Origin of the sequence: Luteimonas galliterrae, assembly GCF_023374055.1 — a bacterium.
GTDB lineage: Bacteria > Pseudomonadota > Gammaproteobacteria > Xanthomonadales > Xanthomonadaceae > Luteimonas_C > Luteimonas_C galliterrae.
In genome coordinates this window covers 15,031-38,046 of sequence record NZ_JAMBEP010000005.1, presented here as the reverse complement: position 1 = coordinate 38,046, position 23,016 = coordinate 15,031, and the positions used below count along the sequence as shown (strand labels likewise).

Annotated in this window: 20 protein-coding genes; 5 read left to right on the top strand and 15 right to left on the bottom strand. The window is 66.8% G+C overall.

Features of this window, described 5'->3' with window-relative positions; translation table 11 throughout:
• Positions 1 to 90 precede the first annotated feature (90 nt).
• Positions 91 to 801, bottom strand: coding sequence for an FAD-binding oxidoreductase (locus M2650_RS15230; RefSeq protein WP_249475970.1), 711 nt, complete (start codon positions 799 to 801; stop codon positions 91 to 93).
• 145 nt (positions 802 to 946) lie between these two features.
• Here M2650_RS15230 and M2650_RS15225 point away from each other — a divergent pair, with 145 nt between their 5' ends.
• The 3 genes from M2650_RS15225 (at position 947) to M2650_RS15215 (ending at position 3,616) form a co-directional block, all read left to right on the top strand.
• Positions 947 to 1,933: an ABC transporter ATP-binding protein gene (locus M2650_RS15225; RefSeq protein WP_249475968.1), complete on the top strand. Its 987-nt coding sequence runs from the start codon at positions 947 to 949 to the stop codon at positions 1,931 to 1,933.
• 194 nt (positions 1,934 to 2,127) lie between these two features.
• On the top strand, positions 2,128 to 2,928 hold the full coding sequence (locus M2650_RS15220) for an ABC transporter permease (protein WP_249475967.1): 801 nt from the start codon (positions 2,128 to 2,130) through the stop codon (positions 2,926 to 2,928).
• A 148-nt stretch (positions 2,929 to 3,076) separates the two neighbouring features.
• Complete coding sequence (locus tag M2650_RS15215) at positions 3,077 to 3,616, top strand: YajG family lipoprotein (RefSeq protein ID WP_249475966.1); 540 nt, start codon at positions 3,077 to 3,079, stop codon at positions 3,614 to 3,616.
• A 49-nt stretch (positions 3,617 to 3,665) separates the two neighbouring features.
• On the opposite strand, the gene M2650_RS15210 is transcribed toward M2650_RS15215, so the two are convergent.
• Entirely contained in the window at positions 3,666 to 5,645 is a 1,980-nt protein-coding gene (locus M2650_RS15210; protein ID WP_249475964.1) for a winged helix-turn-helix domain-containing tetratricopeptide repeat protein, read from the bottom strand.
• Between the two features lie 158 nt (positions 5,646 to 5,803).
• Here M2650_RS15210 and M2650_RS15205 point away from each other — a divergent pair, with 158 nt between their 5' ends.
• The gene (locus tag M2650_RS15205) at positions 5,804 to 6,109 is read left to right on the top strand and encodes a hypothetical protein (protein ID WP_249475963.1); all 306 of its coding nucleotides are present in this window, start codon (positions 5,804 to 5,806) and stop codon (positions 6,107 to 6,109) included.
• Between the two features lie 512 nt (positions 6,110 to 6,621).
• Here M2650_RS15205 and M2650_RS15200 read toward each other — a convergent pair.
• On the bottom strand, positions 6,622 to 7,254 hold the full coding sequence (locus M2650_RS15200) for a DUF2238 domain-containing protein (RefSeq protein ID WP_249475962.1): 633 nt from the start codon (positions 7,252 to 7,254) through the stop codon (positions 6,622 to 6,624).
• 126 nt (positions 7,255 to 7,380) lie between these two features.
• Positions 7,381 to 7,854, bottom strand: a complete 474-nt coding sequence (locus M2650_RS15195) for an Lrp/AsnC family transcriptional regulator (protein WP_249475961.1) — start codon at positions 7,852 to 7,854, stop codon at positions 7,381 to 7,383.
• A 121-nt stretch (positions 7,855 to 7,975) separates the two neighbouring features.
• Here M2650_RS15195 and phhA point away from each other — a divergent pair, with 121 nt between their 5' ends.
• Positions 7,976 to 8,863 (top strand): phenylalanine 4-monooxygenase, encoded by an 888-nt coding sequence (gene phhA, locus M2650_RS15190; protein WP_249475959.1) that lies wholly within the window; start codon positions 7,976 to 7,978, stop codon positions 8,861 to 8,863.
• 195 nt (positions 8,864 to 9,058) lie between these two features.
• On the opposite strand, the gene M2650_RS15185 is transcribed toward phhA, so the two are convergent.
• From M2650_RS15185 to M2650_RS15130, 11 genes are all read right to left on the bottom strand, one after another.
• Positions 9,059 to 9,745: a helix-turn-helix transcriptional regulator gene (locus M2650_RS15185; protein WP_249475957.1), complete on the bottom strand. Its 687-nt coding sequence runs from the start codon at positions 9,743 to 9,745 to the stop codon at positions 9,059 to 9,061.
• A gap of 49 nt (positions 9,746 to 9,794) precedes the next feature.
• Positions 9,795 to 10,544: an NIPSNAP family protein gene (locus tag M2650_RS16565; protein ID WP_249475955.1), complete on the bottom strand. Its 750-nt coding sequence runs from the start codon at positions 10,542 to 10,544 to the stop codon at positions 9,795 to 9,797.
• An 84-nt stretch (positions 10,545 to 10,628) separates the two neighbouring features.
• Complete coding sequence (locus M2650_RS15175; protein ID WP_249475954.1) at positions 10,629 to 11,114, bottom strand: hypothetical protein; 486 nt, start codon at positions 11,112 to 11,114, stop codon at positions 10,629 to 10,631.
• A 12-nt stretch (positions 11,115 to 11,126) separates the two neighbouring features.
• Positions 11,127 to 11,756: a hypothetical protein gene (locus M2650_RS15170; RefSeq protein WP_249475952.1), complete on the bottom strand. Its 630-nt coding sequence runs from the start codon at positions 11,754 to 11,756 to the stop codon at positions 11,127 to 11,129.
• 95 nt (positions 11,757 to 11,851) lie between these two features.
• Entirely contained in the window at positions 11,852 to 13,111 is a 1,260-nt protein-coding gene (locus tag M2650_RS15165; RefSeq protein ID WP_249475951.1) for an MgtC/SapB family protein, read from the bottom strand.
• A gap of 166 nt (positions 13,112 to 13,277) precedes the next feature.
• Positions 13,278 to 15,047: a YadA-like family protein gene (locus tag M2650_RS16620; RefSeq protein ID WP_425602558.1), complete on the bottom strand. Its 1,770-nt coding sequence runs from the start codon at positions 15,045 to 15,047 to the stop codon at positions 13,278 to 13,280.
• A gap of 682 nt (positions 15,048 to 15,729) precedes the next feature.
• Positions 15,730 to 15,978, bottom strand: a complete 249-nt coding sequence (locus tag M2650_RS15150; RefSeq protein ID WP_249475944.1) for a hypothetical protein — start codon at positions 15,976 to 15,978, stop codon at positions 15,730 to 15,732.
• A gap of 392 nt (positions 15,979 to 16,370) precedes the next feature.
• Positions 16,371 to 18,047, bottom strand: a complete 1,677-nt coding sequence (locus M2650_RS15145) for a YadA family autotransporter adhesin (protein ID WP_249475942.1) — start codon at positions 18,045 to 18,047, stop codon at positions 16,371 to 16,373.
• Positions 18,048 to 18,331: 284 nt separating this feature from the next.
• On the bottom strand, positions 18,332 to 21,157 hold the full coding sequence (locus tag M2650_RS15140; RefSeq protein WP_249475941.1) for a serine/threonine-protein kinase: 2,826 nt from the start codon (positions 21,155 to 21,157) through the stop codon (positions 18,332 to 18,334).
• A gap of 2 nt (positions 21,158 to 21,159) precedes the next feature.
• Positions 21,160 to 21,711 carry an ECF-type sigma factor gene (locus M2650_RS15135; protein WP_249475940.1) on the bottom strand — a complete coding sequence of 184 codons (552 nt, stop codon included), beginning with the start codon at positions 21,709 to 21,711 and terminating at the stop codon, positions 21,160 to 21,162.
• Between the two features lie 96 nt (positions 21,712 to 21,807).
• Positions 21,808 to 22,701 (bottom strand): DUF2167 domain-containing protein, encoded by an 894-nt coding sequence (locus M2650_RS15130; RefSeq protein ID WP_249475938.1) that lies wholly within the window; start codon positions 22,699 to 22,701, stop codon positions 21,808 to 21,810.
• Positions 22,702 to 23,016: the final 315 nt, after the last annotated feature.

The window sequence follows — 23,016 nt, the reverse complement described above, 5'->3', positions numbered from 1 at the left end:
TTGCCCCAGGAAGCGTGCGAATGAATTCGCACCTACGGAAGGCAGAAGCAGCGGAGCAGCCCCGCTCTACAAGGCGGCATCCGGCAGGGCTTATTTGCTGCTGACGTATTTTTCGCGGCGGATCTGCGGCACGGGAAGACCGTGGCCTTTCAGCGCCTCGAAGCAGGCATCGACCATGTTCGGGTTGCCGCACAGGTAAGCGATGTCGGTTTCTGCGTTAGGCGCGAATTCCTCGAGGAATTGCTGCACGTAGCCATGGCGCACGTCGGGATGCGGATTCTCGGGCAATTCGCGCGAGAAGCACGGCACGAAGCGGAATCCCGGATGCGCATCGGCGAAGGCGCGGAACTCGTCGCCGTACAGCAGCTCGACCGGCGTGCGCGCGCCGAACAGCAGCACGACCTCGATGCCGCGTTCGCGGATCAACGTTTCGATTTGCGGCAGCATCGCGCGATAAGGCGTGACGCCGGTGCCGGTGCCTATCAGAAGATAGCGGCGGTTGCTGTCGGCGGGCATCAGGCAGAAGCGGCCGAACGGTCCGCTGGCGTCGACCTGGCCGCCCACTTCCAGGCTTTCGAACAGCGCCGTCGCCGCGCCGCCGGGCACGTAGCTCACCGCGATCTCGACCGCTTCGCCCGCGCCCAGCGCGTGGTCGTGGATCGTCGCCAGCGAATAGCTGCGCTTGGTCGCGGTGCCGTCGGCGTAGTGGAAATGCACCTGGATGAACTGGCCGGGGATGTAGTCCAGCGGTTGGCCGTCGTCGCGGACGAAGGCGTAATGGCCCACCGTCGGGGCCAGCATGCGGCGGGATACGAGTTTTAGCGGGAAATGCTGGATGGCCAAGGAAATACCGGCGGTGGCTGCAACAGTCCGTGGCCGGAACGGCGCCTCGGGGCCGCCTATACTAACGGTTATCGCCGCGCGGCTCGCGGCGCAGGCTCGAGAAATGACCCAGAACCCAGCGGTTTCGGCCGCCGAACCGGCGCTGTCCGTTCGCGATTTGCGCAAAACCTACGACAACCGCGTCGAAGCGCTCAAAGGCGTTTCCCTGGACGTGACGCCCGGCGATTTCTTCGCCTTGCTGGGGCCCAACGGCGCCGGCAAGTCGACCTTGATCGGCATCGTCAGCTCGCTGGTCAACAAGAGCGAGGGCGAAGTGAAGGTGTTCGGCGTCGATCTGGCCCGGCGGCGCGATGCAGCGATGCGGCTGATCGGGCTGGTGCCGCAGGAATTGAACTTCAACATGTTCGAGAAGCCGCTCGACATCCTGGTCAACTACGCCGGTTTCTACGGCGTGCCGCGCGCCGAAGCGATCGTGCGCGCCGAGCAGGAATTGAAGAACGCGCAACTGTGGGACAAGGCCACGATGATGAGTCGCACCTTGTCCGGCGGCATGAAGCGGCGGCTGATGATCGCGCGCGCGATGATGACGCGGCCGCGGCTGCTGATCCTGGACGAGCCCACCGCCGGCGTGGACATCGAAATCCGCCGCGGCATGTGGAAGACGCTGAAGGACATCAACGCCGCCGGCACCACCATCATCCTCACCACGCACTACCTCGAGGAAGCCGAGAGCCTGTGCCGCAACCTGGCGATCATCGACCGCGGCCGGATCGTCGAGCAGGGGCCGATGAAGGCGTTGCTGGCCAAGCTCGATGTCGAAGGTTTCCTGCTCGATATCGATGGGCAATTGCCGACGTCGTTGCCGGCGATTGAAGGCACTACGCTGCTGGCGACCGACGACCACACGCTGGACATCGAAATGCCGCGCGCGATGGACCTCAACCGCGTGTTTGCCGCGCTCGGCGCCGCCGGCATCCGTGTGCGTTCGATGCGTACCAAGTCCAACCGCCTGGAAGAGTTGTTCGTGCGGCTGACCGGCGAGAACGCGGCCGACAGCACGGCGCAGTTGCCGCCGGAACAGGTGGCGTAATGCTTCCAAGCCGTCATTCCCGCGAAGGTGGGAATCCAGCGACTTTAACGCGACACCAGATCGCTGCGCCGCTATCTGCCATGCCGCACGCCCTCACCCAACCCTCTCTCGCAAGCGGGAGAGGGCCGAAGCAAGTCGCTGGGTTCCCGCCTTCGCGGGAATGACGGCCAAAAAACAAAGACAAGCAAAAAACCATGAACCAAGCTATCGCCAAACCCCCCACCGACCTTCAGCGCAACTTCACCGCGCTGGGCACCATCGTCCGCCGCGAGGTCAACCGCATCCTGCGCATCTGGGGCCAGACCCTGGTGCCGCCGGCGATCACGATGACGCTGTACTTCCTGATCTTCGGCGGCCTGATCGGCTCGCGCGTGGGCACGATGGACGGCATCAAGTACATGGACTTCATCGTCCCCGGCCTGGTGATGATGAGCGTGATCCAGAACAGCTACGGCAACATCTCCTCCAGTTTCTTCGGCGCCAAGTTCGGCCGCCACGTCGAGGAGCTGCTGGTCAGCCCGATGCCGAACTGGGTGATATTGGGCGGCTACGTCGCAGGCGCCGTGGTGCGCGGGCTGATGGTCGGCGCGATCGTGCTGGTGATCGCGTTGTTCTTCACCAAGGTGCGCGTGCCGCACCCGCTGGTCACGCTGTCGACCGTGTTGCTCGGCGCGACGATCTTCTCGCTGGCCGGCTTCATCAACGCGGTTTACGCGAAGAAATTCGACGACGTGGCGATCGTGCCGACCTTCATCCTGACCCCGCTGACTTATCTGGGCGGCGTGTTCTATTCGGTTAAGCTGCTGCCGCCGTGGGCCGAAGCGATGACCCATGCCAACCCGATCTTCTACATGGTCAATGCCTTCCGTTACGGCCTGCTCGGCAGCAGCGATGTTCCGTTGTGGGTGGCGTATGCGCTGATGCTCGGTTTCGTCGCTGTGCTGAGCGGATTGGCGCTGTGGTTGCTCAAGCGCGGCGTCGGCCTGCGTTCGTAAGGCGCAGCCGAGCAGGCTCGACTCTACGAGGCCCGAGAGCCCCGGCGGCCTGGAAACGGCTGGCGACCGCCCGCGCTTGCCAGACCCGGTCGGGTATGCGAGTTTTGCGCGGCCCGCGCGATCCTGCGCAGGCTTACAGGGGGAAAATATGGAGTTCAAAAAAGCCATAGCGCCGCTGGCGCTGGGGATGGCGCTGGCCTTGGGCGGCTGCGCGTCGAACATACCGCTCAACTACGCGCCCAGTTCGGTGATGTCCGCGGAAGGCGCGCTGACCGTAACCGACTTCCGCTACCTGCCGGCGATTTCCGGCAAGGTCAAGCCGAACCAGATCCGCAACACGGCGATCGGCAACGCGTACTTCGACCAGAACGTCGACGTGTTCTTCAAGGACGCCGTGTTCAAGGAGCTGCGCTTCGTGGGCATGAAGCTAAACGATCCGAACAAAGTGCTGGGCGGCGAGATCGACGAGTTCCTGATCGACGACCTCGGCTACAGCGTGGACTGGACGCTGCGGGTGAAATACGTGGTCACCGAAGCCGGCACCGGCAAAGTGATGTACGAGTCGACCAAAACGACCCAGCGCAAAACCAGCAAATTCGCCAACGTGTTCGGCGCGCTCAACGAGACGATCAAGCTCAACGTCGAAGAGGCGATGAAGGACCCGCAGTTCATGGCGGCGGTCAAGTAAGCGGCGCGGGCGGAGCGCACGCGTTCCGCCCGCTCCCAAAAGCCGGCTTTCAATCGCAAACCGCGCCGTCGCGGCCGTCGGAGCGGCACACATCCGGCCAACCGTGCTCTCGCCAAAATGCGAGCAGGCCGCTGCGGCGCAGGTAGGCCTGGAACGCGGGATGCCGGCGCAGCGCTTGCGATTCCGGCTGCCAGAACACCAGCTGGTACGACGCATAACCTTCGCGCTGCACGCCGTCCAAGCCGTCGATGTCGCGGGCGTAGTCGCGCTGCGGCAGCAATAGGCGGGTGAAGTCGTAAGGCACCATGCCGTCTTTGGCCATCGCTTCGTTGGCTTCTATCAACCGCATCACTTCCGGCCAGCGTTCGGGGCGCGCCATCGCGTCCAGCGCGGCGAGTTCGGAAGCGCGCCACGGCACTTCCTGGGGCAAGGCTTCGACGGCGCGCCGCGCCGCGGCGCGATCGCCGCGCCACAACGCGTTGAAGAATATCGCCGTCGGGCTGAGCGACGGATCCGCCCGCATCAGATACGTGCGCGCTTCGTCGTGGCGCCCCAGCGTATCGAGCAAGCGGCCACGGGTGAAGTTGTGCACCGGCACCAGCGGATCGATCGCCTGCGCTTGTTCGATCTCGCGCAACGCGGCGTTGACGTAGCCGACCGTGGCCAGGCGGTTGGCATGCCAATTGCGCCAGATGCTGTCCGACGGCGCCAGCGCCACCGCGCGCCGCGACAGGGCTAGGCAATCGCTCCAGCGCTGCTCATTGCAGGCTTTCGCCGCCAGTACGGCATGGGCGTCGGCTTGGCGCGGATCCAGGCGCAACGCGGTGGCGGCGGCGCGCTCGGCTTCCTGGCGCATGCTCCAACGTTCCGGCGCGGGGCGCAGCGCCAACATCCACAGCGTGACGCCCAAGCCGCCCCAGGCGCGCGCGTAGCCGGGGTGGTCGGCGACCATGTCGCGCAAAGCGCGCTCGGCTTCCAATCCCGCCTGGCGCGGATTGGCGGCATGGCCGCCGTTGGCGCCGCGCGCGAGCAGGTAGCGATGGTGGAGCTGCGGATCCTCGCCCGGCCCGGGTTGCGGCCGGGCGCCGACGTTGAGCCGCAGTTGCAGCGCCGAGCCGACCGAGCGCGCGATGCTGTCCTGGATCGCGAAAATGTCGCGCAGTTCGCGATCGTAGTCCTGCGACCACAAGCTGCGCTCGCCATCCGCCTGGATCAGGCGCAGGGTGATGCGCAGACGCTCGCCGTCCTGGCGCACGCTGCCTTCCAACAAGTGGGTGGCATGCAATCGCCGTGCGACCTCGCTGCGCGGCAGGGCGCTGCCGCGCAATTGGAAGGACGATGCGTACGAAGTGACGCGCAAGCCGTCGATGCGCGCCAGCAGGCTGATCAGTTCCTCGCTCAAACCGTCGGCGAAAGCTTGGCCGCGCGGGTCGTCGCCGACTGCGCGCAGCGGCAGCACCGCCAGCACCGGCCCGGCGGCGAGATTCGCATCGGCCGGTCGCGCGCCGGGATCGCCGGGAGGCGATCGCCACCAGAGCACGGCCGTTATCGCCAGGACAAGCCCTACGGCCACGGTCCAGACTGCGGCGCGCCTGCGCGGTGCCGTCGTTTCGGCATGGTCGCTGGCGCGTCTGCGCGGGGGCTCGTCTCCGGGTACGTTATCCACCATATCCGCAGTCGAAGCAGGCAGGTCGAAGCGGTACCCGACCCCATGCAGGGTGCGCAGATAGCGCGGCGCATTCGCTTCCTCGCCCAAGGCGTGGCGAAGCAGGGTCATGACCCGGTTCAGCACGCCGGGGGTGACGTGGCGATGGCCCCAGACCGCATCCAGGATGTCGTCGCGGCTGAAGGCGCGGCCGGGCGCTCCGGCCAGCAGCGCCAATACGGCGAAGGCCTTGGGCTCCAGCGGCTGCGGCACGCCGCCGCGCAGCAGGCGGCGGCCGGCGAAATCGATCACGACGTCGTCGAAACTCAGCGGCAGGGGATCCGGCACGGACATGGACGGCCAAGGGTTTTGCGGGGTGGGCATCCTAACGATACGGCAGAGGCCGCCGATGGCGGCCTAAGCATTCCCTAAGCGCCCTAATCGCATCCCAGCGACGTCCGCAGGCTTTCCTCCAGCTTGCCGGCGGCGGACGCGTGAGGCTGGGACACCGGAAATCGTCCGGGTCAGCCGCAGGCCCCGCCATGAACGCCATCGTCCGCCACGCGATTCTCCCGCTCTTGTTCTGCGCCACAATGCCCGTCGGCGCCGCAGAAGCGCCGCCGCCACCGGCGGTGACGATCGATTGCGCGCATCCCGCGCTGCCTTCTCAGGCCGAAATCTCGTCGCTGACAGGGATCGAGAACTTCGGCCGGGCTTATGCCGAGCGTTCCCGGCTGATGCAGCAGGCCGTCCGCGTTTGTCGGCGCGGCGCCACTCAAGTAGTGCTCGTTCGCGGCCCGGATCGGCGCGAGCTGCCGCAGGTGGCGCGCACCGCAGCCAACCGATAGCGACATCGCTTATGTAGAGCGAAGCTCGCTCCGTTGCCCTTGCTCCGGCTCTGTAGAGCGCAGCTCGCTCCACTGCTCTTCGCTCTTAAGCCGTTGCTCTCATGCCGTCATCCCAGCGAGCGCTGGGACCCATGTTGCTCTTGTTCCTCAGCCGTCATCCCGGCGAAGGCCGGGATCCAGGCCCGCGTCCTGGCCAGTGGCGCTGCGACTCGCGCCATGGAAAAAGGCTTCCGGCTGCGCCGGGTCACTTTCTTTGCTGGCCCAAAGAAAGTAACCCAAGAAAGGGCCTGAACTGCGGTGCGATGCGTCGCGCCTGAAGTCCGCCAGCAGCCCGGCTTTCGTCGTGGGTGACCTTCTTACGCAGGTACTAGATTTTGATTCGTAGCCTATGGGTGACGCGGCTTTTGCGGCGTTGCGCTAAGGAGTAGTTCGGGTCGATCGCCTCGAATCTAAATGTCGAAGCGACGAGGAACCCGAGCGCTGGCGAGCAACGGCAACGGGCAAGCCCCGCTCTACGGAGTCCGAACGCCGAGTTGGCTGTCGTGCAAACGCGACCAAACCAGCAACGACAGCGCCGCGCCGATCAGGCACAGGAACATATCCCACTGAGTGTCCCATGGGTCGCCCTGCGTGGCCAGGAACGCATCGGCGTCGGCGCCGAACGCCAGCGCCGCCCACCATTCGATCAGTTCGAAGAACGCCGAGAAACTCAGGCACGCGGCCAGCACCAGGTACACCAGCCAACCGCCGCGCTTGAGCGGCGTCAGCCGCAACAGCAGCTCGCGCGCCAGGATCGCCGGTACGAAACCCTGCATGAAATGACCGACGCGATCCCACGGATTGCGTTCGAAATCGAAGGTGTCGCGCAGCCAGAATCCCAACGGCGTTTCCGCATAGGTATAGGCGCCGCCGTGGATCAGGACCAGCGCGTGCGCGGCCAGCAGCCAGCACAGCAGTCGCGTCAGCGGGAAACGCGGCCAGCAAAAGCAGATCAGCGGCAACGCCGCGACGACCCATACCACTTCCATGAACCAGGTCAGGCGGTCCTTGGGCGCGATGCCCGAATAGATCAGCGCGCCGGCCACCAGCGCAAGCAAGATGATCCGCTCGAGGCGCGACGGGGGTTGGGCTATCGGCGCTGTCATCTCTATTCCCCCGCTTCGGCTTTTCGCTTTTCGTAGGAGCGGCTTTCGCCGCGAGCTCTTTCCATCAAATCGCGGCCGCGTGCGATTAAGAGCTCGCGGCTGAAGCCGCTCCTACGAAGAGCCAAATTACGTGGGCAGCGGCAAACCGCGCAAGGCTTTCACCGTGCGCAGCACGAAACTGGAATTGACGTCGGCCACGCCGCTACGGTTGAGCAGGCGGTCGAGCAGGAAGCGCGAGAAATGCTCGAGATCGCGCACCGCGACCTGCAACAGGTAATCCATGTCGCCGGTCAGCGCATGGCAGGCGACGACCTCGTCCCATTCGTTGACGAAGCGCGCGAACGCGGCGACCGATTCGGCGTCGTGGTGGCTCAGTTGCACGCGCACGAAGGCCTGCAGGCCCAGGCCGATGCGTTCGGGATCGACCTCGGCGCGATAGCCGGCGATCACGCCGTCCCGTTCCAGCCGCTGCACGCGGCGCAGGCAGGCCGAGGCCGACAAGTGAACGCGCTCTGCGAGCTCCGCGTTGGTGAGGCGGCCATTGCGCTGCAACTCTGCCAGCAGCAATAAATCGATGCGGTCCAGCTCGGTTTGCGACATTTTGAGCCGATATTCTCTGATTTACGCAAGAATAGTGCGTATGACGGCACTTTTGGCGCAATTATGCAATCTTTTTGCGCGATTTCACGACTAAAGTCGTGAGTCGTCCAGGAGTGCCGCCATGAACCAGCCCCGACGCGTCGAAAATCTGCAGACCGACAAGGGCAAGGTGCCGGTCTACGCCACCGGCGTGGTCGCGCAGCCCTGGGCCGACTACACGGCCGAAGATCACGACGTCTGGCGCCGCCTGTACGAACGTCAGCGCCAGATCCTGGTCGGCCGCGCCAGCGACGAGTTCCTGGTCGCGCAGGACGCGATGGGCATGACCCCGGACCGCATCCCGAAATTCAGCGACCTCAACCGGGTCATGCGCGACGCCACCGGCTGGGAACTGATCGGCGTGGAAGGCTTGCTGCCCGAGCTGGATTTTTTCGACCACTTGGCCAACCGCCGTTTCCCGGTGACGTGGTGGATCCGCAAGCCCGAACAGATCGACTACATCGAAGAACCCGATCTGTTCCACGACCTGTTCGGGCACGTGCCGCTGCTGATGAATCCCTTGTTCGCCGACTACATGCAGGCCTACGGCCGCGGCGGCGTGAAGGCGCACGGCATCGGCCCCGGAGCGCTGACCGCGCTGACCCGGCTGTATTGGTACACGGTGGAGTTCGGCCTGATCCGGCAGCCGGAGGGCCTGCGCATCTACGGCAGCGGCATCGTGTCGTCGAAGGGCGAATCGATCTACTGCCTGGAAAGCGATGCGCCGAACCGGATCGGTTTCGACCTGGAGCGGATCATGCGCACGCGCTACCGCATCGATACCTACCAGAAGACATATTTCGTGATCGACAGCTTCGAGCAGCTGATAAGCGCGACCGAGCCCGACTTCACGCCGATCTATGCGCGGCTGGCGTCGCAGGAGTCGTATCCGGCCGGCACGGTGCTCGATAGCGATAAGGTCTATACCCGCGGCACGGGCGAGGGTTGGGCCAGCGACGGCGATGTGTGATTCGTTTTAGCCTTCCGCTTTAGCCCTCTCCCGCTTGCGGGAGAGGGTTGGGTGAGGGCGCGCGACATCGCAGATGGCGACGCAGGTCGATTCGTGCGCTGCCGGCGAAAATAGGCCGCTTCATCTCGGTTTGACGCGAACTGAGATTTCGCGCGCCCTCTCCCCAGCCCTCTCCCGCAAGCGGGAGAGGGAGCTTTAAAGCGATGCGTTCACCGCACGCAGATACGCATCGAAGCCATGCGCTTCGGTTTCCGGGAAGATGACCCCGTCGTCGTGGATCGCCGCGATCCGGTCGGGCCGGAAACTGCGGAAATCCTCGCGCAGCCGGCACCAGGCGCCGAGCGTCCAGCTGCCGCCCCAGAACGCCAGACACAGCGGCTCCACTTCGCGCGTGGTGATGCGCTCGTCCTTGTCCCGATAGTCCAAGCGCAATAGCTTGCGCGCCTCGATCGCCGCATGCAGCCGGTCGACCATTCCGGTGGTTTCGATGCGATGGGCGAGTTCGGGCGCGAAGATCCGCGTGCGCCGGCTGCGCTCGCGCAACTCCGGCGGCAGCACCGCCTCGATCTTCAGCAGCGCGGCCTTGGCGCCCAGGCCCAGGCGCTCGCCGCCGAACGCGCGCACGAAGCGCGTGCCCACGACCAAGGCTTCGAGCTCATCGATATTGAACATCAGCGGCGGAATGTCCGAACCCTTGCGCAGCACGTAGCCCACGCCGGCCTCGCCCTCGATAGGCACGCCGGACAACTGCAGGTCGGCCACGTCCCGGTAGATCGTGCGCAGCGACACGTCCAGCGTCTCGGCCAAGGCGCGCGCGGGCATCGCCGAGCGGCGTCCGCGCAGGGCGTGGATGATCAGGAACAGTCGGTCGGCGCGGCGCATGGTGCGACATCATCGCGCGGCCCCTCTTGCGACTCAATCGCCGCATCGTTCAATCGCGCGCCAGCGAACGGGCGGCCGGCGCCAGGCGTCGCACTTCGGGCGGCCCGATCAGCCGTGGCGACAGTTCCGGCAGCACCCGTTCGCGCCAGCGCGGCGACGACGCGAGCGCCTGCTGGTATCGCTCGCAGCTTGCCTGATCGTCGAAGCCGGCGATCCATACGAACACGTGCTCGCCCTCGCGGACCGGCAGGCGCGGAAAATTGTTGGCGCCGTACTCGGTCGCATACGCGGCATGCAACCGCGCGCCGGCGGCAGCGGCGGCAGGCACGAGCGCGCGGTCGAAAAGATCCAGGAAAGCGGCATCGGCCGGCGCCGCCAGCCGATAAGTGGTGACGACCTCCCGCGACGGCGGCAGCTGCGCGCCGACCGGCGGACGCGGTCGCGCCGGGCCGAAACCGCTGCCCGCACGCACTTCGCGCAGCAGCAGTACGTCGTCCGAATCGATCATCGTCGCATTGGCGGCTTCGCGGTGCGTTCGCCACGCCTCGCCATCCAGGTAGAAGGCGCGCAAGGCTTCGGCGCGGGTTGCCATGTCGCGAAAGCCGCGGAACCAGACGAAGGCGTCGGGATCGTCGAGATCGCGGTAGTGCGCCAACACTTCCATGCCGGCTTCGTTCTGCGATTCGATGAAGTGGCGTTCGAACAAGTCGATCAGCGTCTCGCGCCGGCCGGGGTGCAAGGTGTAGCGCCGATACTCGACGATCGGGCGGGTCGAAGCATATTTGCGGTTTTCTAGCACGCTTATCGTTTCCTGCGGTTTGATATCGGGTCTGGCTACAGGGCTCTGCTATTGCTCTTCGCACCTACGAAAAACGAACTGCGATCAGGAAATGCGCGTCATGCGCATGTACCAGTTGGTTTCCCAGGTTTCACCACCGTCGGCCGACAACGCCTGCTGCCAGAGCGCGCTGGTCGCTGTGATTTCCGACCAGATGAAGCGCAGCCGGACCGGCCGGCCTTCGTGCGTGTCGTGGCCGTAGAACGTGCCGACGCCGTTCTCGAAACGGCCGACCACGGGCGGATCGAGGGTGCCGGTGCGGTTGCTGGCCCAGTAGATGCTCCACAGCCGCGTCTGCGGATCGAACAGGCGCAGGCTCATGCCGATGAAGCCGGCGCCCCAATCGGTGATGAAATTGTCGATGTTGCCGAGCCCGCCGAGGATCGGTTCGCAATCCTGGGTCGAGGCGAAAATTTCCCAGTCGTCGCTGCCGGCCAGGCGCTGCCGGAGCCGTTCGTTGCGCAGCTGCCAGCGGCCGTGGAAGAAATCGAAGTCGCGGCGGCCGTCATGCTCGTCGGCGATGTCGTTCATGCGGCGGTCTCCTCAACCGATGCGGGTCATGTGCATCACTAGATTGGTTTCCCAGGTGCCGCCTTCGTCGATCGAGAACGCCTGTTCCCATTTGACGTGCGCGGCGGAGATCTCCGACCACAGGCAGCGCACGCGCACGGCGCGATCGCCGTCCTTGTCGATTCCGTAGAAGGTGCCGATGCCGTCCTTGAAGCCGCCGACCACCGGCGGATCGAGCGTGCCGGTGCGGTTGCTGGACCAGTACGCGCGCCATAGCCGCGTCTTGGGATCGAAGATGCGGATCGCCATGCCGCGGAAGCCGCCGCCGAAATGCTCGGTGCGGCAATCGTCGATGCTGCCCAAGCCGCCCAGGATCGGCCGGCTTTCGTCGGTGGCTTCGTACGTCTCCCATTCGTCGATGCCGACGAAGCGTTGTTTCAGGCGCTGGTTCCGCACGTGCCAGCGGCCGAGATAGAAATCGAAGTCGTGGCGTCCGTCCTGCGCTTGCGCGGTCTGCATGGCGCGTCCTGTCGGTATGGGAGGGGCGCCGGCCCACGCGGCCGGAAGCGGCAGCGCCGCCGCGCCGCCTGCTGCGGCGAGAAGGCGGCGGCGCACGATGTCGATGTCCGCAGCCGCGACGGTATCGGGGGGAGGGAGCGGCATGCGGAAATTCCGTGTCGTGCGCAGCGCACGGACACAGCCTGCATTCGCGCTGCTGACAACCTGCTGTCAGCAGCGAGCGGCTCATCGATCGATCGCTAATTGGCCCCTATCGGCCACCACCAGGCAACGCTTGCCGCCGCCGCGGTCATCGCAAGCAATCCCGCCGCGACGCGCAAACCGTAGGCCGCGCCGCCGCTCAGAAAAGCCAGCACGGATTTCGCCGCCGAGCTGGTCGCCAACAACGCGACGATGCCCCATCGCGCTTCCGGCAGCGTCAGCGCCTTCGCGCCCGCGAGCTGGCCGACCGCGACCGCGGCCGCCTGCAATTCGGCCATCGCCGCGATCGCCGCAGCCAGCAACGCGCCGCGGTCGCCGATCCATTCGCGCAACCAGGCGGTCAGCAGCAGCAAGCCGGCGACCGCCAGCGCGAACGACAGCGCATGGCTCAGCTTGAATGCGCGCGTTTGCGCCTCTTTGCGCTGCGCATCGCCGGCCGGCGTGTGCCATAAGCCGAACGCAGCGAACGCCGTCAGCGCCAGCGCTGCGGCCGTCAACGGCCAGGCACTGGCGCGAAGCAACGTGAGATTGCCGGCGGCCAGCACGCCGGCCAACAGCAGCAACGAACCGAGATTGGCGAACAGCGCCGCGGACACCGCATAACGACGCAGCGCCGGCGCATCCTTGGCGCGTTGTCCGAAGCCCGCGACCGCAGCGGTGGATGAGGCGAAGCCGGCAAAGAAGCCCGCTACCGGCATGCCCAGGCGCGCGCCCACCAACCGCTGCGCCACATGCCCGGCGACGCCGGCCGCCATCACCAGCACCACCAGCTTCCACAGTTCCGCCGGCTTTAGCACGCCCCAGGGATCGACCGCTTCGCGCGGCAGCAGCGGCAGCACGATCAACGCGCTGGCCAGGAGCAGCAGGCCGTCGCGCAATTCGCGTTCGCTGACCAGCTCGCGGGTGAAGCGGTGCAATGCGGTCTTGGCATACAGCAATACCGCGACCGCCACGCCGAGCCCGGCGGCGAGCGCGGGCGTGCGCATCGCCAATGCGCCGAGCAGCGCGCTGAACAGCAAGGCGACTTCGCCGGTCAGGCCGAGGTCGTGCTCGGCGCTGCGCCGGTAGCCGGCGAAAGTGAGCAACGCCACGGCGGCGAACGCCGTCACGAACACCGCTAGGCCGAGCTGCCAGGCCACCGCGCCCAACAACGCCGTCAGCGCGTGCGTGCGCAGGCCTGCGGCGGTCGGTCCCGCATCGGGATCGTCCTTGCGCCGCTCGCGCATCGCGCCGATCAGCAAGCCGATGCCGAGCGCGGCCAGCAGGCCCTGCCACCATGGATTGGCTACTGCATCCATTCGCACCTCCGCCGGCGCTCGATAGGGCGGAGTCTAGCCGCTGCGCGGGGGCTCGGCGCGTGCATGCGGCGGCGCGTACCGCTTAGGCGAGTATGGGAACAATGAAGGCCGCAAAAAAACGCGGCGCCGTTTGGCGCCGCGTGGTCGTGCCGCTTTAGTACGGCCGTCAGAACCCGATGCCCATGCCCACCGACGCCGAATGTTCCGAGCCGCTGAACGCGCCGCCCAGCGTCAGCGCAGCGCGAGAGCCCAGGCGATGCTGCACGCCCACCGACAAGGCCTGCTTGCCGCCGTAGGTGCCGGCAGCGATGCCGACGCGCGTCTGCCCGCCTTCCACCGCTGCGGCGCTGGCCGCCATGCCTACCATGGCCGCGCTCAACGCGCCGGCGCGATTCAATCGATCGTCCAAACGGTTGATACGCTGGTCGACGATTTCGAAACGATCGTTGAAGCCAGCGAATTTGCTATCGGTGTAGGTGTTGGCTGCCGACAATGTAGCGGAGTCGCCAGCATCGGCGCGTTGGTTGGCCGCGGAGAGCGTGGCGGCATCGCCGGCATCGGCATGCTGGTTGGCGGCGGAGAGCGTGGCGACGTCGCCGGCATCGGCATGCTGGTTGGCGGCGGAAAGCGTGGCGACGTCGCCGGCTTCCATGTCTTGCTTGACGTTAGCGATCTGGTCGTCGGTATAGGCGTTGGCGGCGGTGCCGCCGGTGGCTACTGCGGTGTCGGTGTAAGCGAAAGCCGAAGCCAGATTGGCTTCCAACTCGCTCTTCAGCTGGCCCAGATTGACCGCGTCGGTCAACTCGGTCGCAGCGGCGACATTGGTGATTTGGCGTTCGTTGCCAGCCGAACCGACCGATATCGTGTTGCCGCGGTCGGCGACGGAGCCCGTGCCGAGCGCGACACCGTCATCCACGTTAGCCATGCTGCCGGTGCCGAAGGCGATGGCGTGTTCTCCGGTCGCCCAGGCCCCAGCGCCGATAGCGATGGCATGCGTGCCGCCGGCACGCGTCAGTTCGCTGCTGGCGTCGACCATGCCGTTGTTGTCGGTGTCGACGTCGTTCTCGAAGCCATCGCTATTGTCTGCGTCGAACCAACCGCCGATCGCCAGACCTCCGTCGCCACTGGCCGTGCTGAGGTGTCCCATGGCCACGCTTCGCCCACCACTGGCCTTGTTCTGGCTGCCGAAAGCAATGCTGCCTGTATTGGTGGCCTCGTTAAAAAGGCCGAAGGCATTGCTTGCGAACCCCGAGGCTTTGTTCTGATTGCCCATCGCGCTGCTCGTCGACCCGGTCGCCTCGTTCCGATAACCGACAGCGCTGGTCTGAGAATTGCTAGCTTCGTTGTCGTGGCCCGCTGCGAAGCTACGGTCGCCCATAGCCTCGTTGCTGAAACCGAATGCGCTTGCTTCAATGGCGCCGCTGTCATCGTCGCCTGCGATATTCTCGAAGCCCATGGCCGAGCTGGCCGCTCCGTTCGCTTCATTGCTGCGTCCGACCGCGCTGGTATCCAGCGCCCTGGACCAGTTTTCGAACCCTATCGCAGTGCTGTTGTTGCCGATGGCGTGGTTTTTTCTTCCCAGCGCGCTGCTTGAACTGCCCTTTGCAAGATTGAAAAAACCCAGCGCGCTGCTTTCTAACCCATCGGCCGTATTGAAATATCCGACGGCGCTGCTGAATCCGACGTTCGCGTGGTTGTCGTAGCCTACCGCCGTGCTGCTATCGCCGAGGGCGTCGTTTTGAACCCCCAACGCGCTGCTGAAGCTACTCTTTGCGAAATTGTTGTTGCCCAGCGCACTACTATTCGGACCATCGGCGTCATTACTGTATCCGCATGCCACCGCGTTCGAGCCGGAAGCCGTGCTATTACCGGTGAATTCGCCGGGATCCGCATCGACCAGCTCGCAACTCTCGGCATGGGCCGGCAGGGCGATCATCGCTGCGAGCAAGGCCAGCACGAGAATGGCGGGGCGTTGCAGAGGTGAATAATTCGGATGCTTCATGAGAGGGATTCCATCGTTGTATTTCGCCGCCGGTCGTGCGTTACAAGACGGAATCCGCTAAAAAAAAGGCCACCACGACGGATCGTATTCAGCGACAACGGCAATTTTGCATCGCCATAAGTCGCAGTGGGCCGGGAAACCACGGTCCAAGCGCAAAAAAATCGTGTCGCCGAAACAACGCGGTAAAGGAAAGCAATCGCCGGGGATCGTGGCCCGCTAGCGCTGTCCTGATCTCCGGAAAGCAACTCAGAACGCCAGGACGCGCTCCGGACGACTAAAGCCGAGATGGGCCTACGCCATTCATGGCGCCCAAGACAGATGAGCGCCCTGAGGTCGATTCGATGCGCGCTTAAGCGCCGCGATACCGACCGACACCGATGCAAGACGGATTCCACGATAATTTGGCCAGACGCAAGCTCAGCGCTCTTAGAAATGCAGTGCCATAAGTATCAATTGACGAGATCGCTGCCGGCGCAGTACCGAAATATGAACAAAAAAACGCGCCGGCGGAGCGGCGCGGAATAGGTCAAACCTCCCGGGGAAGAGGCTTGCCTGCTTGCTGTCCTGTTCTCATCCTGGACAGCAGGTTCGGAGCGTCAGGGTCCGCTCCGAATGGTCAGAGCTTGAGATAGGCGACCAGGCCGATCACGCTGCCCAGGACGATCAGCGCCCTGGATACCGTTTCGATTCGCGCTTCGCGCCGCATGACCGAGCCGGCGCCATAGCCCAACAGTTCGTCCAGGCTCAACACGATCATGTTGCGGCGCTTGGCCTTGCTGCGGCGCACGTGCGAGATGCCGGTGATGCCGGAAACCAGCATCGCGCAGCCCAGCACGAACGCCACGACCGGAAACAGGGCGCCCATGGCCGCTACCAATCCGCGTTGAGACACGCGCCAGCGGCGTTGTCTCCATCGGCAAAGGCGGCACCGATCCGCACCGTCGCACGCGGCGATACCCGCCGGCCATATCCCGCCCGCGGCGCTTGCTGGTTGCGGCGATCCGCGCCCACGCTGCATGGCGCCGCCATGCCGAGCGCTGCGGCTGGCGAGAAATCGCTTATCGCTCGAGTCGCAACATGGATCATCTGATTTGGCTCCGTCTGAATACGCCGCGCAACGCAGGCTGTGGGCTTAAAGACGGAAACCTCCGAAAAAATGGCCATGCCGAACGAAAGAACGCCGTGCGTTCGCGCGAACGCACGGCGTGAGGCGGCGGCCCGGGGTGGTGGACCGCCTCAACGTTGTAGCCGGAGCGGCTAGAAACCGAAGCCCACGCCGACCGTGGCCGAGCGCTCCGAACCGCTGAACGCCCCGCCCAAGGTCATCGCCGCTCGCGCCCCCAGGCGGCGCTGCACGCCGACCGACAAGGCCTGCTTGCCGCCGTAAGTGCCGGCGGCGATGCCGACGCGCGTTTGCCCGGCCTCGACTGCGGCGGCGCTGGCGGCCATGCCGATCATCGCTGCGCCCAACGCGCCGGCGCGATCGATGCGGTCGTCCATGTGGCGCAGCCGCTCGTCCATTTGGTTCAGGCGGCCGTCCATTTGGTTGAAGCGCTCGTCGAAGGCGGCCGGATCGAAGCCGGCGATCGCGTCGATGCGGCTGTCGGTGTAGGCGTTGGCGGCCGACAGCGTGCCGGCATCGCCGGCCTCCATCTGGCTCACGTTGACCGCATCGGTCGATGCGGTGCCGGCGGCGACGTTGGCGATCTGCCGCTCGCTGCCGGCGTTGCCGACCGACACGGTATTCACCCGGTCGGCGACCGAGCCGTGGCCCAATGCGACGCTGCCTTCGGCCGAGGCCGTGCTGACGCCGCCCAACGCCATCGCGCCGTTCGCCGTCGCGCTGCTGATCGCTCCCAACGCGACCGACTGGCTGCCGGCGGCGCCGCTGAAGTAGCCCACAGCGGTCGCGTTGTCGCCGCCTGCCGTGCCCGCATACCCCAGCGACGTCGCGCCCGCGCCGCTGGCGACGCTGCTGTTGCCGAGCGCGACCGTTTCCCGATTGCTGGCCTGGCTGCTGGTGCCGATCGCGGTGCTGGATTGCCCGCTGGCATTGGCGAAGACGCCCAATGCGTTCGCGGCGGCGCCCGTGGCCTGGCTTTGAAAACCGATCGAGGTACTGGAGTCGCCGCTGGCGACCGCATAGCCGCCGCTGGCGAGCGAATGGAAGCCGCTGCTTTGGCTGGCGAAACCGAGCGCGGTGCCGCCGATGCCGGTGGACGCGCTCTGCGCGCCGAAGGCGCTGCTGGCTTCCTGCGTGGCCTGGCTGTTGGCGCCGCTGGCGATGCTCAGGTCGCCGCTGGCGGTGCTGCCGTGGCCGAGGGCGGTGCTGCGCAGGCCGCCGGCGGCGCTGCCGACGCCATTGGCCGTGCTGTAGCTGCCGAGCGCGCTGCTGCGCGCGCCGAGCGCCGTGCTGTCGACGCCGGCGGCGCTGGCGCGGTTGCCGACCGCCGTGGCATCCCAGCCGGAAGCCGTCGTCCGCTCGCCGCCCTCGACGGTGCTGTCCAAATCGACATCCACCCAGCCGCCAATGGCGACGCTACCGGTGCCGGTCGCCAGGGAATAGCTGCCGACGGCGGTATTTCCGGCTGCGCTCGCCGCCGATCCCACGCCGAACGCCGAACTCGTGAATCCTGCCGCTTCCGCGCTGGTGCCGACGGCGGTCGCGCCTTGCGCGGTCGCTTCACTGGCATGCCCGACCGCGGTGCCGGCGAACCCTGTGGCGATGCTGCCGGCGCCGATAGACGTGGCATTGGCCGCCGCCTGCGCGCCCTGGCCGCAAGCCAACGCTTCGATATCGGCATCGGCGACCGCACCGCCTGCGCCGCCGCTGCTGAGTTCGCAGGTTTCGCCCGCCCATGCAGCGCCGGTCGTCAGCCCCAGCGCGATGATCGTTGCCGCCGCCAGCCGACGGCGCACCCCGTAAATCCCCATGTCTCGCTCCTCGCTTGTGCTGCGGCCGGCTAGGGCGGCCTCCCCGTTCAGCCGGCGACGATCGCGCCGCGGCCTTGCGGGTCAACATCCGCAGGACGGCGGCGAAAACTGACAAGCCGCCGACGGCCGCGCATCGCGTGGCCGCCGTTCGGGCGGCGAGCGGCGGGTGTCGCGCAGGGGTGATCGGGCAGAATCGCTCCGGCGTATGGCGTCGCCGCATGGCTCGCGTCGCAACGCTCTCGGCCCGAGCGTATGCCGCCGACGGTCGGCACCTCGCGTGCGTTTTATCGGCGGCTGACGCGCGCCGCTTCCTGGATCGCCATGGCCTGCTGCGCCTGTTCGAGCTTGCTGCGGGCGCCGCCGGGTACGTCCTGGCGCTGCAGTTGTTCGGCGATCGCCCGCTGTAATGCCGCGCAATCGTCGCCCGCTTCGGCGCAGGCCGCGTTAGCGGCGAACGCCAGGCTCTCCCAGTAATAGCGATGCTCGCGGCCGAGCAGTTTTTCGATATCGCGCAATGCCGCGTCCGCTTCCGATCGGGCTTCGTCGATACGCGCGGCGGCCAGCAAGGCCTGGCTGCGGTACGCGCGCACCACCGCGGCGGAATGCTCGCCGGGCGCCTGCCTGCTGCGGTAGATGGCCAGGCTGCGGTCGTAGTGGTCCAGCGCCGCGGCGACGTCGCCGAGCAGCAATTCGGTGCGCGCCAGGTTGCTCAGCCTCGCGGCATGGCGCGTGGAGTCCTCGCCGAACAATTGCGCCATCGCCGCCGCCGCACCTTGTTGCAACGGCAGGGCTTCGCGCGCGCGGCCTTGCTCGCGCAGCGCGTCGGCGTAGTTGCCCTGGCTGATCATCGCGCCGGCATGCTGCGGGCTGTAGAGCCGGCTATAGAGATCCTGCGCGCGGCGATAGGCGTCGGCCGCTTCGGCATAGCGGCCGTCGGCGAAATACAGCGAGCCCAGGTTGGCGTAGCCGACGGCGACGTCGCCGTTGTTTTCGCCGTAAAGGGCGCGCGCCTGTTGCAGATAGCGCTGCCGCAACGCCAGCGCGCGGTCGAAGCGGCTCATGTCGGCCAGCACTTCGGACAGGGATTGCAGCGTGCTCAGGCTTTCCTTGGTGGGGCGATGGTAGATGCGCTGTTGTTGCGCGTACACCTGTTCGAGCAGCGCCAGACCGCGTTCGCGCTGTCCGCTGCGGGCGTAGACCTTGCCCAGTTCGCCGGCGACGAACAGCGTGTCGGCGTGGTGCTCGCCGCGGCGGCGCTGGCGCAAAGCCAACAGCCGCTCCAGCGGCGCTGCCGCATCGACCGGGCGGCCCGCGCGGTGCGCGAGCAAGCCTTGCACCAGCCAGGCCTGATCGCAGCTTTGCGCATCGCGCAGCGCCGGGCGTTCGCAAAGCGCGGCCGCCTCGGCGGCAACCGAGTTGGCTTGCCGATAACGGTCGTTGTCGCCGAGCTTGCCGGCCCAGGCGGTCAGCGCTTGAACCAGCAACGCCGATCCGGGCCGCTCGGCGCGCAGTACGCCGACCGCCGCGCGCAACTCGCGCTCGGCCGCGGCGATGTCCGGCGGATCGCGCAGCGCAAGCGCATCGCCCCAGTGCATGCGCGCTTCGGCCACTTCGGCGCTGCGTTCGGCGAACAAGCTGCGGCGGCGCTGCAGCGCGGCGCGGTACAGGTCCGAAGCCTGCGCATAATCGCCGACGCGCTCGGCGACGCCGCCCAGGCTGAGTTCCACCGTCGCCAGCAGCGGCGGCCGCTGCGCCAGTTCGCTGCGCGCGCGGCGCGCGACTTCGGCGATCAGCTGGCGCTTGTCGGGCTGCTTCATGGCTTCGGTGCCCGGCGCGAGCACGTCGAGCACGCTGCCCAGATAATCCAGCTGCGCCTGCGATTCCTCGGCGGCGGCGCGGGCGCGGCCCGCTTGCCACAGCACGCCGGCCACGCCGGTGCCGAGCAATGCCGCCACCACCGCGCCTGCTGCCACGGCCAGGCGATGGCGTGCGGCGAATTTGCGCAGCCGGTAGCCGGCGCTAGGCGCGCGGGCGCGGACCGGCCGGCGAAATTGCCAGCGCCGCAAGTCGTCGGTCATCGCTTCGATGCTGGCGTAGCGGCGTTCGGGTTCCTGCGCCAGGGCTTTCATCAGGATCGCATCGAGGTCGCCGCGCAGGATCTTGGCGGTTTCGCGTCTGGCGGCAGGCGCGAGCGCCGGATCTTGCCGCGCAGCGCGAGACGGCGCCAACGTCTGCGTGTTTGCGTTGCGCTGCCCTTGCGGCCGCGGTGCGCGTCCGGTCAGCAGGCGGTACAGCAGGGCGCCCAGGCCGTAGACGTCCATGGCCGTGCTGGGCGGCGCGCCGGCGAATTGTTCGGGCGCGGCGTATTCGGGCGTCAACGCGCGCAGGCCGGTCGCCGTGGCTTCGGTTTCCGCGTCGTCCGCCAGCCGGGCGATGCCGAAATCCAGCAGCCGCACGTGGCCGTCCTCATCGACCAGCACGTTGGACGGCTTCATGTCGCGATGGATGACCAGATTGCGGTGCGCATAGCTGAGCGCTTCGCCGACCTGCAGGGCCAAGCCGATGCGGGCCTGGGCATCGAGTCCGCGACGCCCGCACCATTGGTCGATGCGCTCGCCTTCGACCAGCGCCATCGCCAGCCAAGGCGTGCCGTCTTCGGCGACGCCGGCGTCGTATAGCGGCACGATGTAGGGATGGCGCAAGCGCAGCAGCGCACGCTGCTCGCGCAGAAAACGTTCGCGGCCGACCTCGGCCAGCGCGCCGAGCGTGAGCACCTTGACCGCGGCGATCTGCCCGGTGGCGCCTTCCATCGCCTGCGCCCGGTAGACCACGGCCATGCCGCCGCGGCCCAGTTCGCCGTCGAGCCGCCAGCGGCCCAGCCGGCGACCGGACAGCGCCTGCGGTTCGATCGCGATGCCGGCAGCGAACGTGCGGTCCAGCGGACCGGCGCTGCGTTCGTGGGCCGACAGCAGGCGGCGCACGCGGTCGCGCAACGCAGGCGACAGGTCCATGCTTTCGAGTTGCGCAAGGCGCTCTGCGGCCGGCAGATCGAGCAGGCCGTCGAGGACGCGATCGGCCCGGCGCCAGGTTTCGCGCTCGCCGGCGTCCATGCTCAGGGGTCGCTCAGCCAGGCGTGCAGGAAAGCGCGCGCGCGCTCCCATTCGCGATGCACCGTGCGTTCCGAGCAGTCCAGCAGTTCGGCAATCTCGGCGAATTTGAGACCTGCGAAGTAATGCAGCTCGACGACCTGGCGCTGCTGTTCGTTGACCTGCGCCAGCGCTTCGAGCCCGTCGTGCAGGGCCAGCATGGTCGTGTCCGCGGCATCGGCGCCGACCAGGGCCTCGTCCAGCGTGACCGCGACCTGGCCGCCGCCGCGTTTGTCGGCGCCGCGCCGGCGCGCATGGTCGACCACGATCCAACGCATCGCCTGCGCGGCGGCGACGAAGAAATGCTTGCGGTCGGTCGCCGACAGCGGATCGCCGCTGCTGGCGCGCAGGAACAATTCGTGGACGAGCACGGTCGGCGTGATCGTATGTTCGCCGGCGCCCAGCCGCGACGCCGCCAGGCGGCGCAGCTCGGGATAAAGGGATTCGAACACGGCCGAAAGCCGCTCCGGCTGGCCGGCACGCGCTTGCACCAGCAGCTCGGTGATTTCATTCCCCATGAAGTCGCGTCCGCCCCACCCCGATCCCTAAGCATAGCCCCGCGGACGAGGCCGGCGTACGGGCGCCCGGCAGCGGCCGCCCGTACGGGTTTCGGATTAGGCCTTGTCCTGCTTGTCGCGGCCGAAGAATCCGAGGATCTTCTTGCCGAACGCAAGCAACACCAGCACCAACGGGATCAGCAGCTTCTTGAGGCCGAGCAGCAGCGCGCCGATCTTGGCGAACAGGCCGGCCTTGGCGGCGATGCCCCCGCCGATCAGCGCGGCGATGCCGTAGCCGGCGAGTTTGTCGGTGTCTGCGTTGTAGTCGGCGTAGCGCGCGCCGCTGTCGAACTCGGTCATCGGCAACAGTTGCTGCATGCCGGCGCGGACCGTTTCCAGTTCGGACATGCCCGACACCGCATTCAAGCTCAGATAGCCGCGCCGGCCGAGCACGCGGATGTCGTAATTGAGCGTGTGCTGCGGGCTGCCTTCGAAATCGAGTTCCTTGGCCCAGTACAGTTTCTTGCTGTCGCCGTCGTAGCGCGGCGGCACCGCCCAGCCGACCAGCCGGATTTCCTCGTAGCCGGCTTTCTTGCGCTCGGCGTTTTCCTGCTCGGTGCCTTCCTTCAGCTCCTTCAGCAGCGCATCGTAATCGGTCTTGGCGGCGTCCTCGTCCGAGACGTAACCCTCGTCGGAATAGGTGACCACCACCGCCCACGATTCGTCGCTATCCAACGGCGTGGCGGTCGGCACGACCATGCCGAGCACGCTGTCGTCGGGCGGATTGCCCCAGAACTGTTCCAGCACGCGCCGCGCATCGGCTTTCTCGAGATAGCGGAACTCGCCGCCCAGACGGAAATGCGCCTGCGCTTCGGGCACCGCGATCTCGCCGCTGCGGAAATGCAGCGACTCGACGAACTGTTTCGCCTGAGCGGCCGCATCGGCATTGTCCTGCGCGTACGCCCCCGTGGTCACGGCCAGCAAGCCGACCAGCAATCCCCTTGCCCACATGATCTATCCCCCTGTCGGACGTCCCCACGTCCCGGCAGGAAGTTTGCACACGGGTCCGAGCCGCCGCAAGGCTCGCTTTGTCCTTAAGCCGTCATTCCCGCGAAGGCGGGACTGCGGAAGCCGAAGGCCGGAGCGACCTCTGCGTCAGCAGATGGCCCGGAGGGCGAGCGAAGCGAGTAATCCAGCGCCTTGGCTTGTCTCCCCTCTTTGAAAAAAAGGGGTCGGGGAAGATTTGCTGTTGCTCTGTAGAGCGGAGCTCGCTCCGCTGCCTTCGCTTGCGGGTTCGTCGCGATCTGCCGGCCGTTCCGGCCGGGG

Excerpts from the sequence above, each read along its gene's own strand:
- M2650_RS15230 (WP_249475970.1), bottom strand. The coding sequence starts at position 801 with ATGCTGGCCCCGACGGTGGGCCATTACGCCTTCGTCCGCGACGACGGC.
- M2650_RS15225 (WP_249475968.1), top strand. The coding sequence starts at position 947 with ATGACCCAGAACCCAGCGGTTTCGGCCGCCGAACCGGCGCTGTCCGTT.
- M2650_RS15220 (WP_249475967.1), top strand. The coding sequence starts at position 2,128 with ATGAACCAAGCTATCGCCAAACCCCCCACCGACCTTCAGCGCAACTTC.
- M2650_RS15215 (WP_249475966.1), top strand. The coding sequence starts at position 3,077 with ATGGAGTTCAAAAAAGCCATAGCGCCGCTGGCGCTGGGGATGGCGCTG.
- M2650_RS15210 (WP_249475964.1), bottom strand. The coding sequence starts at position 5,645 with ATGCCCACCCCGCAAAACCCTTGGCCGTCCATGTCCGTGCCGGATCCC.
- M2650_RS15205 (WP_249475963.1), top strand. The coding sequence starts at position 5,804 with ATGAACGCCATCGTCCGCCACGCGATTCTCCCGCTCTTGTTCTGCGCC.
- M2650_RS15200 (WP_249475962.1), bottom strand. The coding sequence starts at position 7,254 with ATGACAGCGCCGATAGCCCAACCCCCGTCGCGCCTCGAGCGGATCATC.
- M2650_RS15195 (WP_249475961.1), bottom strand. The coding sequence starts at position 7,854 with ATGTCGCAAACCGAGCTGGACCGCATCGATTTATTGCTGCTGGCAGAG.
- phhA (WP_249475959.1), top strand. The coding sequence starts at position 7,976 with ATGAACCAGCCCCGACGCGTCGAAAATCTGCAGACCGACAAGGGCAAG.
- M2650_RS15185 (WP_249475957.1), bottom strand. The coding sequence starts at position 9,745 with ATGCGCCGCGCCGACCGACTGTTCCTGATCATCCACGCCCTGCGCGGA.
- M2650_RS15175 (WP_249475954.1), bottom strand. The coding sequence starts at position 11,114 with ATGAACGACATCGCCGACGAGCATGACGGCCGCCGCGACTTCGATTTC.
- M2650_RS15170 (WP_249475952.1), bottom strand. The coding sequence starts at position 11,756 with ATGCCGCTCCCTCCCCCCGATACCGTCGCGGCTGCGGACATCGACATC.
- M2650_RS15165 (WP_249475951.1), bottom strand. The coding sequence starts at position 13,111 with ATGGATGCAGTAGCCAATCCATGGTGGCAGGGCCTGCTGGCCGCGCTC.
- M2650_RS16620 (WP_425602558.1), bottom strand. The coding sequence starts at position 15,047 with ATGATCGCCCTGCCGGCCCATGCCGAGAGTTGCGAGCTGGTCGATGCG.
- M2650_RS15150 (WP_249475944.1), bottom strand. The coding sequence starts at position 15,978 with ATGGGCGCCCTGTTTCCGGTCGTGGCGTTCGTGCTGGGCTGCGCGATG.
- M2650_RS15145 (WP_249475942.1), bottom strand. The coding sequence starts at position 18,047 with ATGGGGATTTACGGGGTGCGCCGTCGGCTGGCGGCGGCAACGATCATC.
- M2650_RS15140 (WP_249475941.1), bottom strand. The coding sequence starts at position 21,157 with ATGGACGCCGGCGAGCGCGAAACCTGGCGCCGGGCCGATCGCGTCCTC.
- M2650_RS15135 (WP_249475940.1), bottom strand. The coding sequence starts at position 21,711 with ATGGGGAATGAAATCACCGAGCTGCTGGTGCAAGCGCGTGCCGGCCAG.
- M2650_RS15130 (WP_249475938.1), bottom strand. The coding sequence starts at position 22,701 with ATGTGGGCAAGGGGATTGCTGGTCGGCTTGCTGGCCGTGACCACGGGG.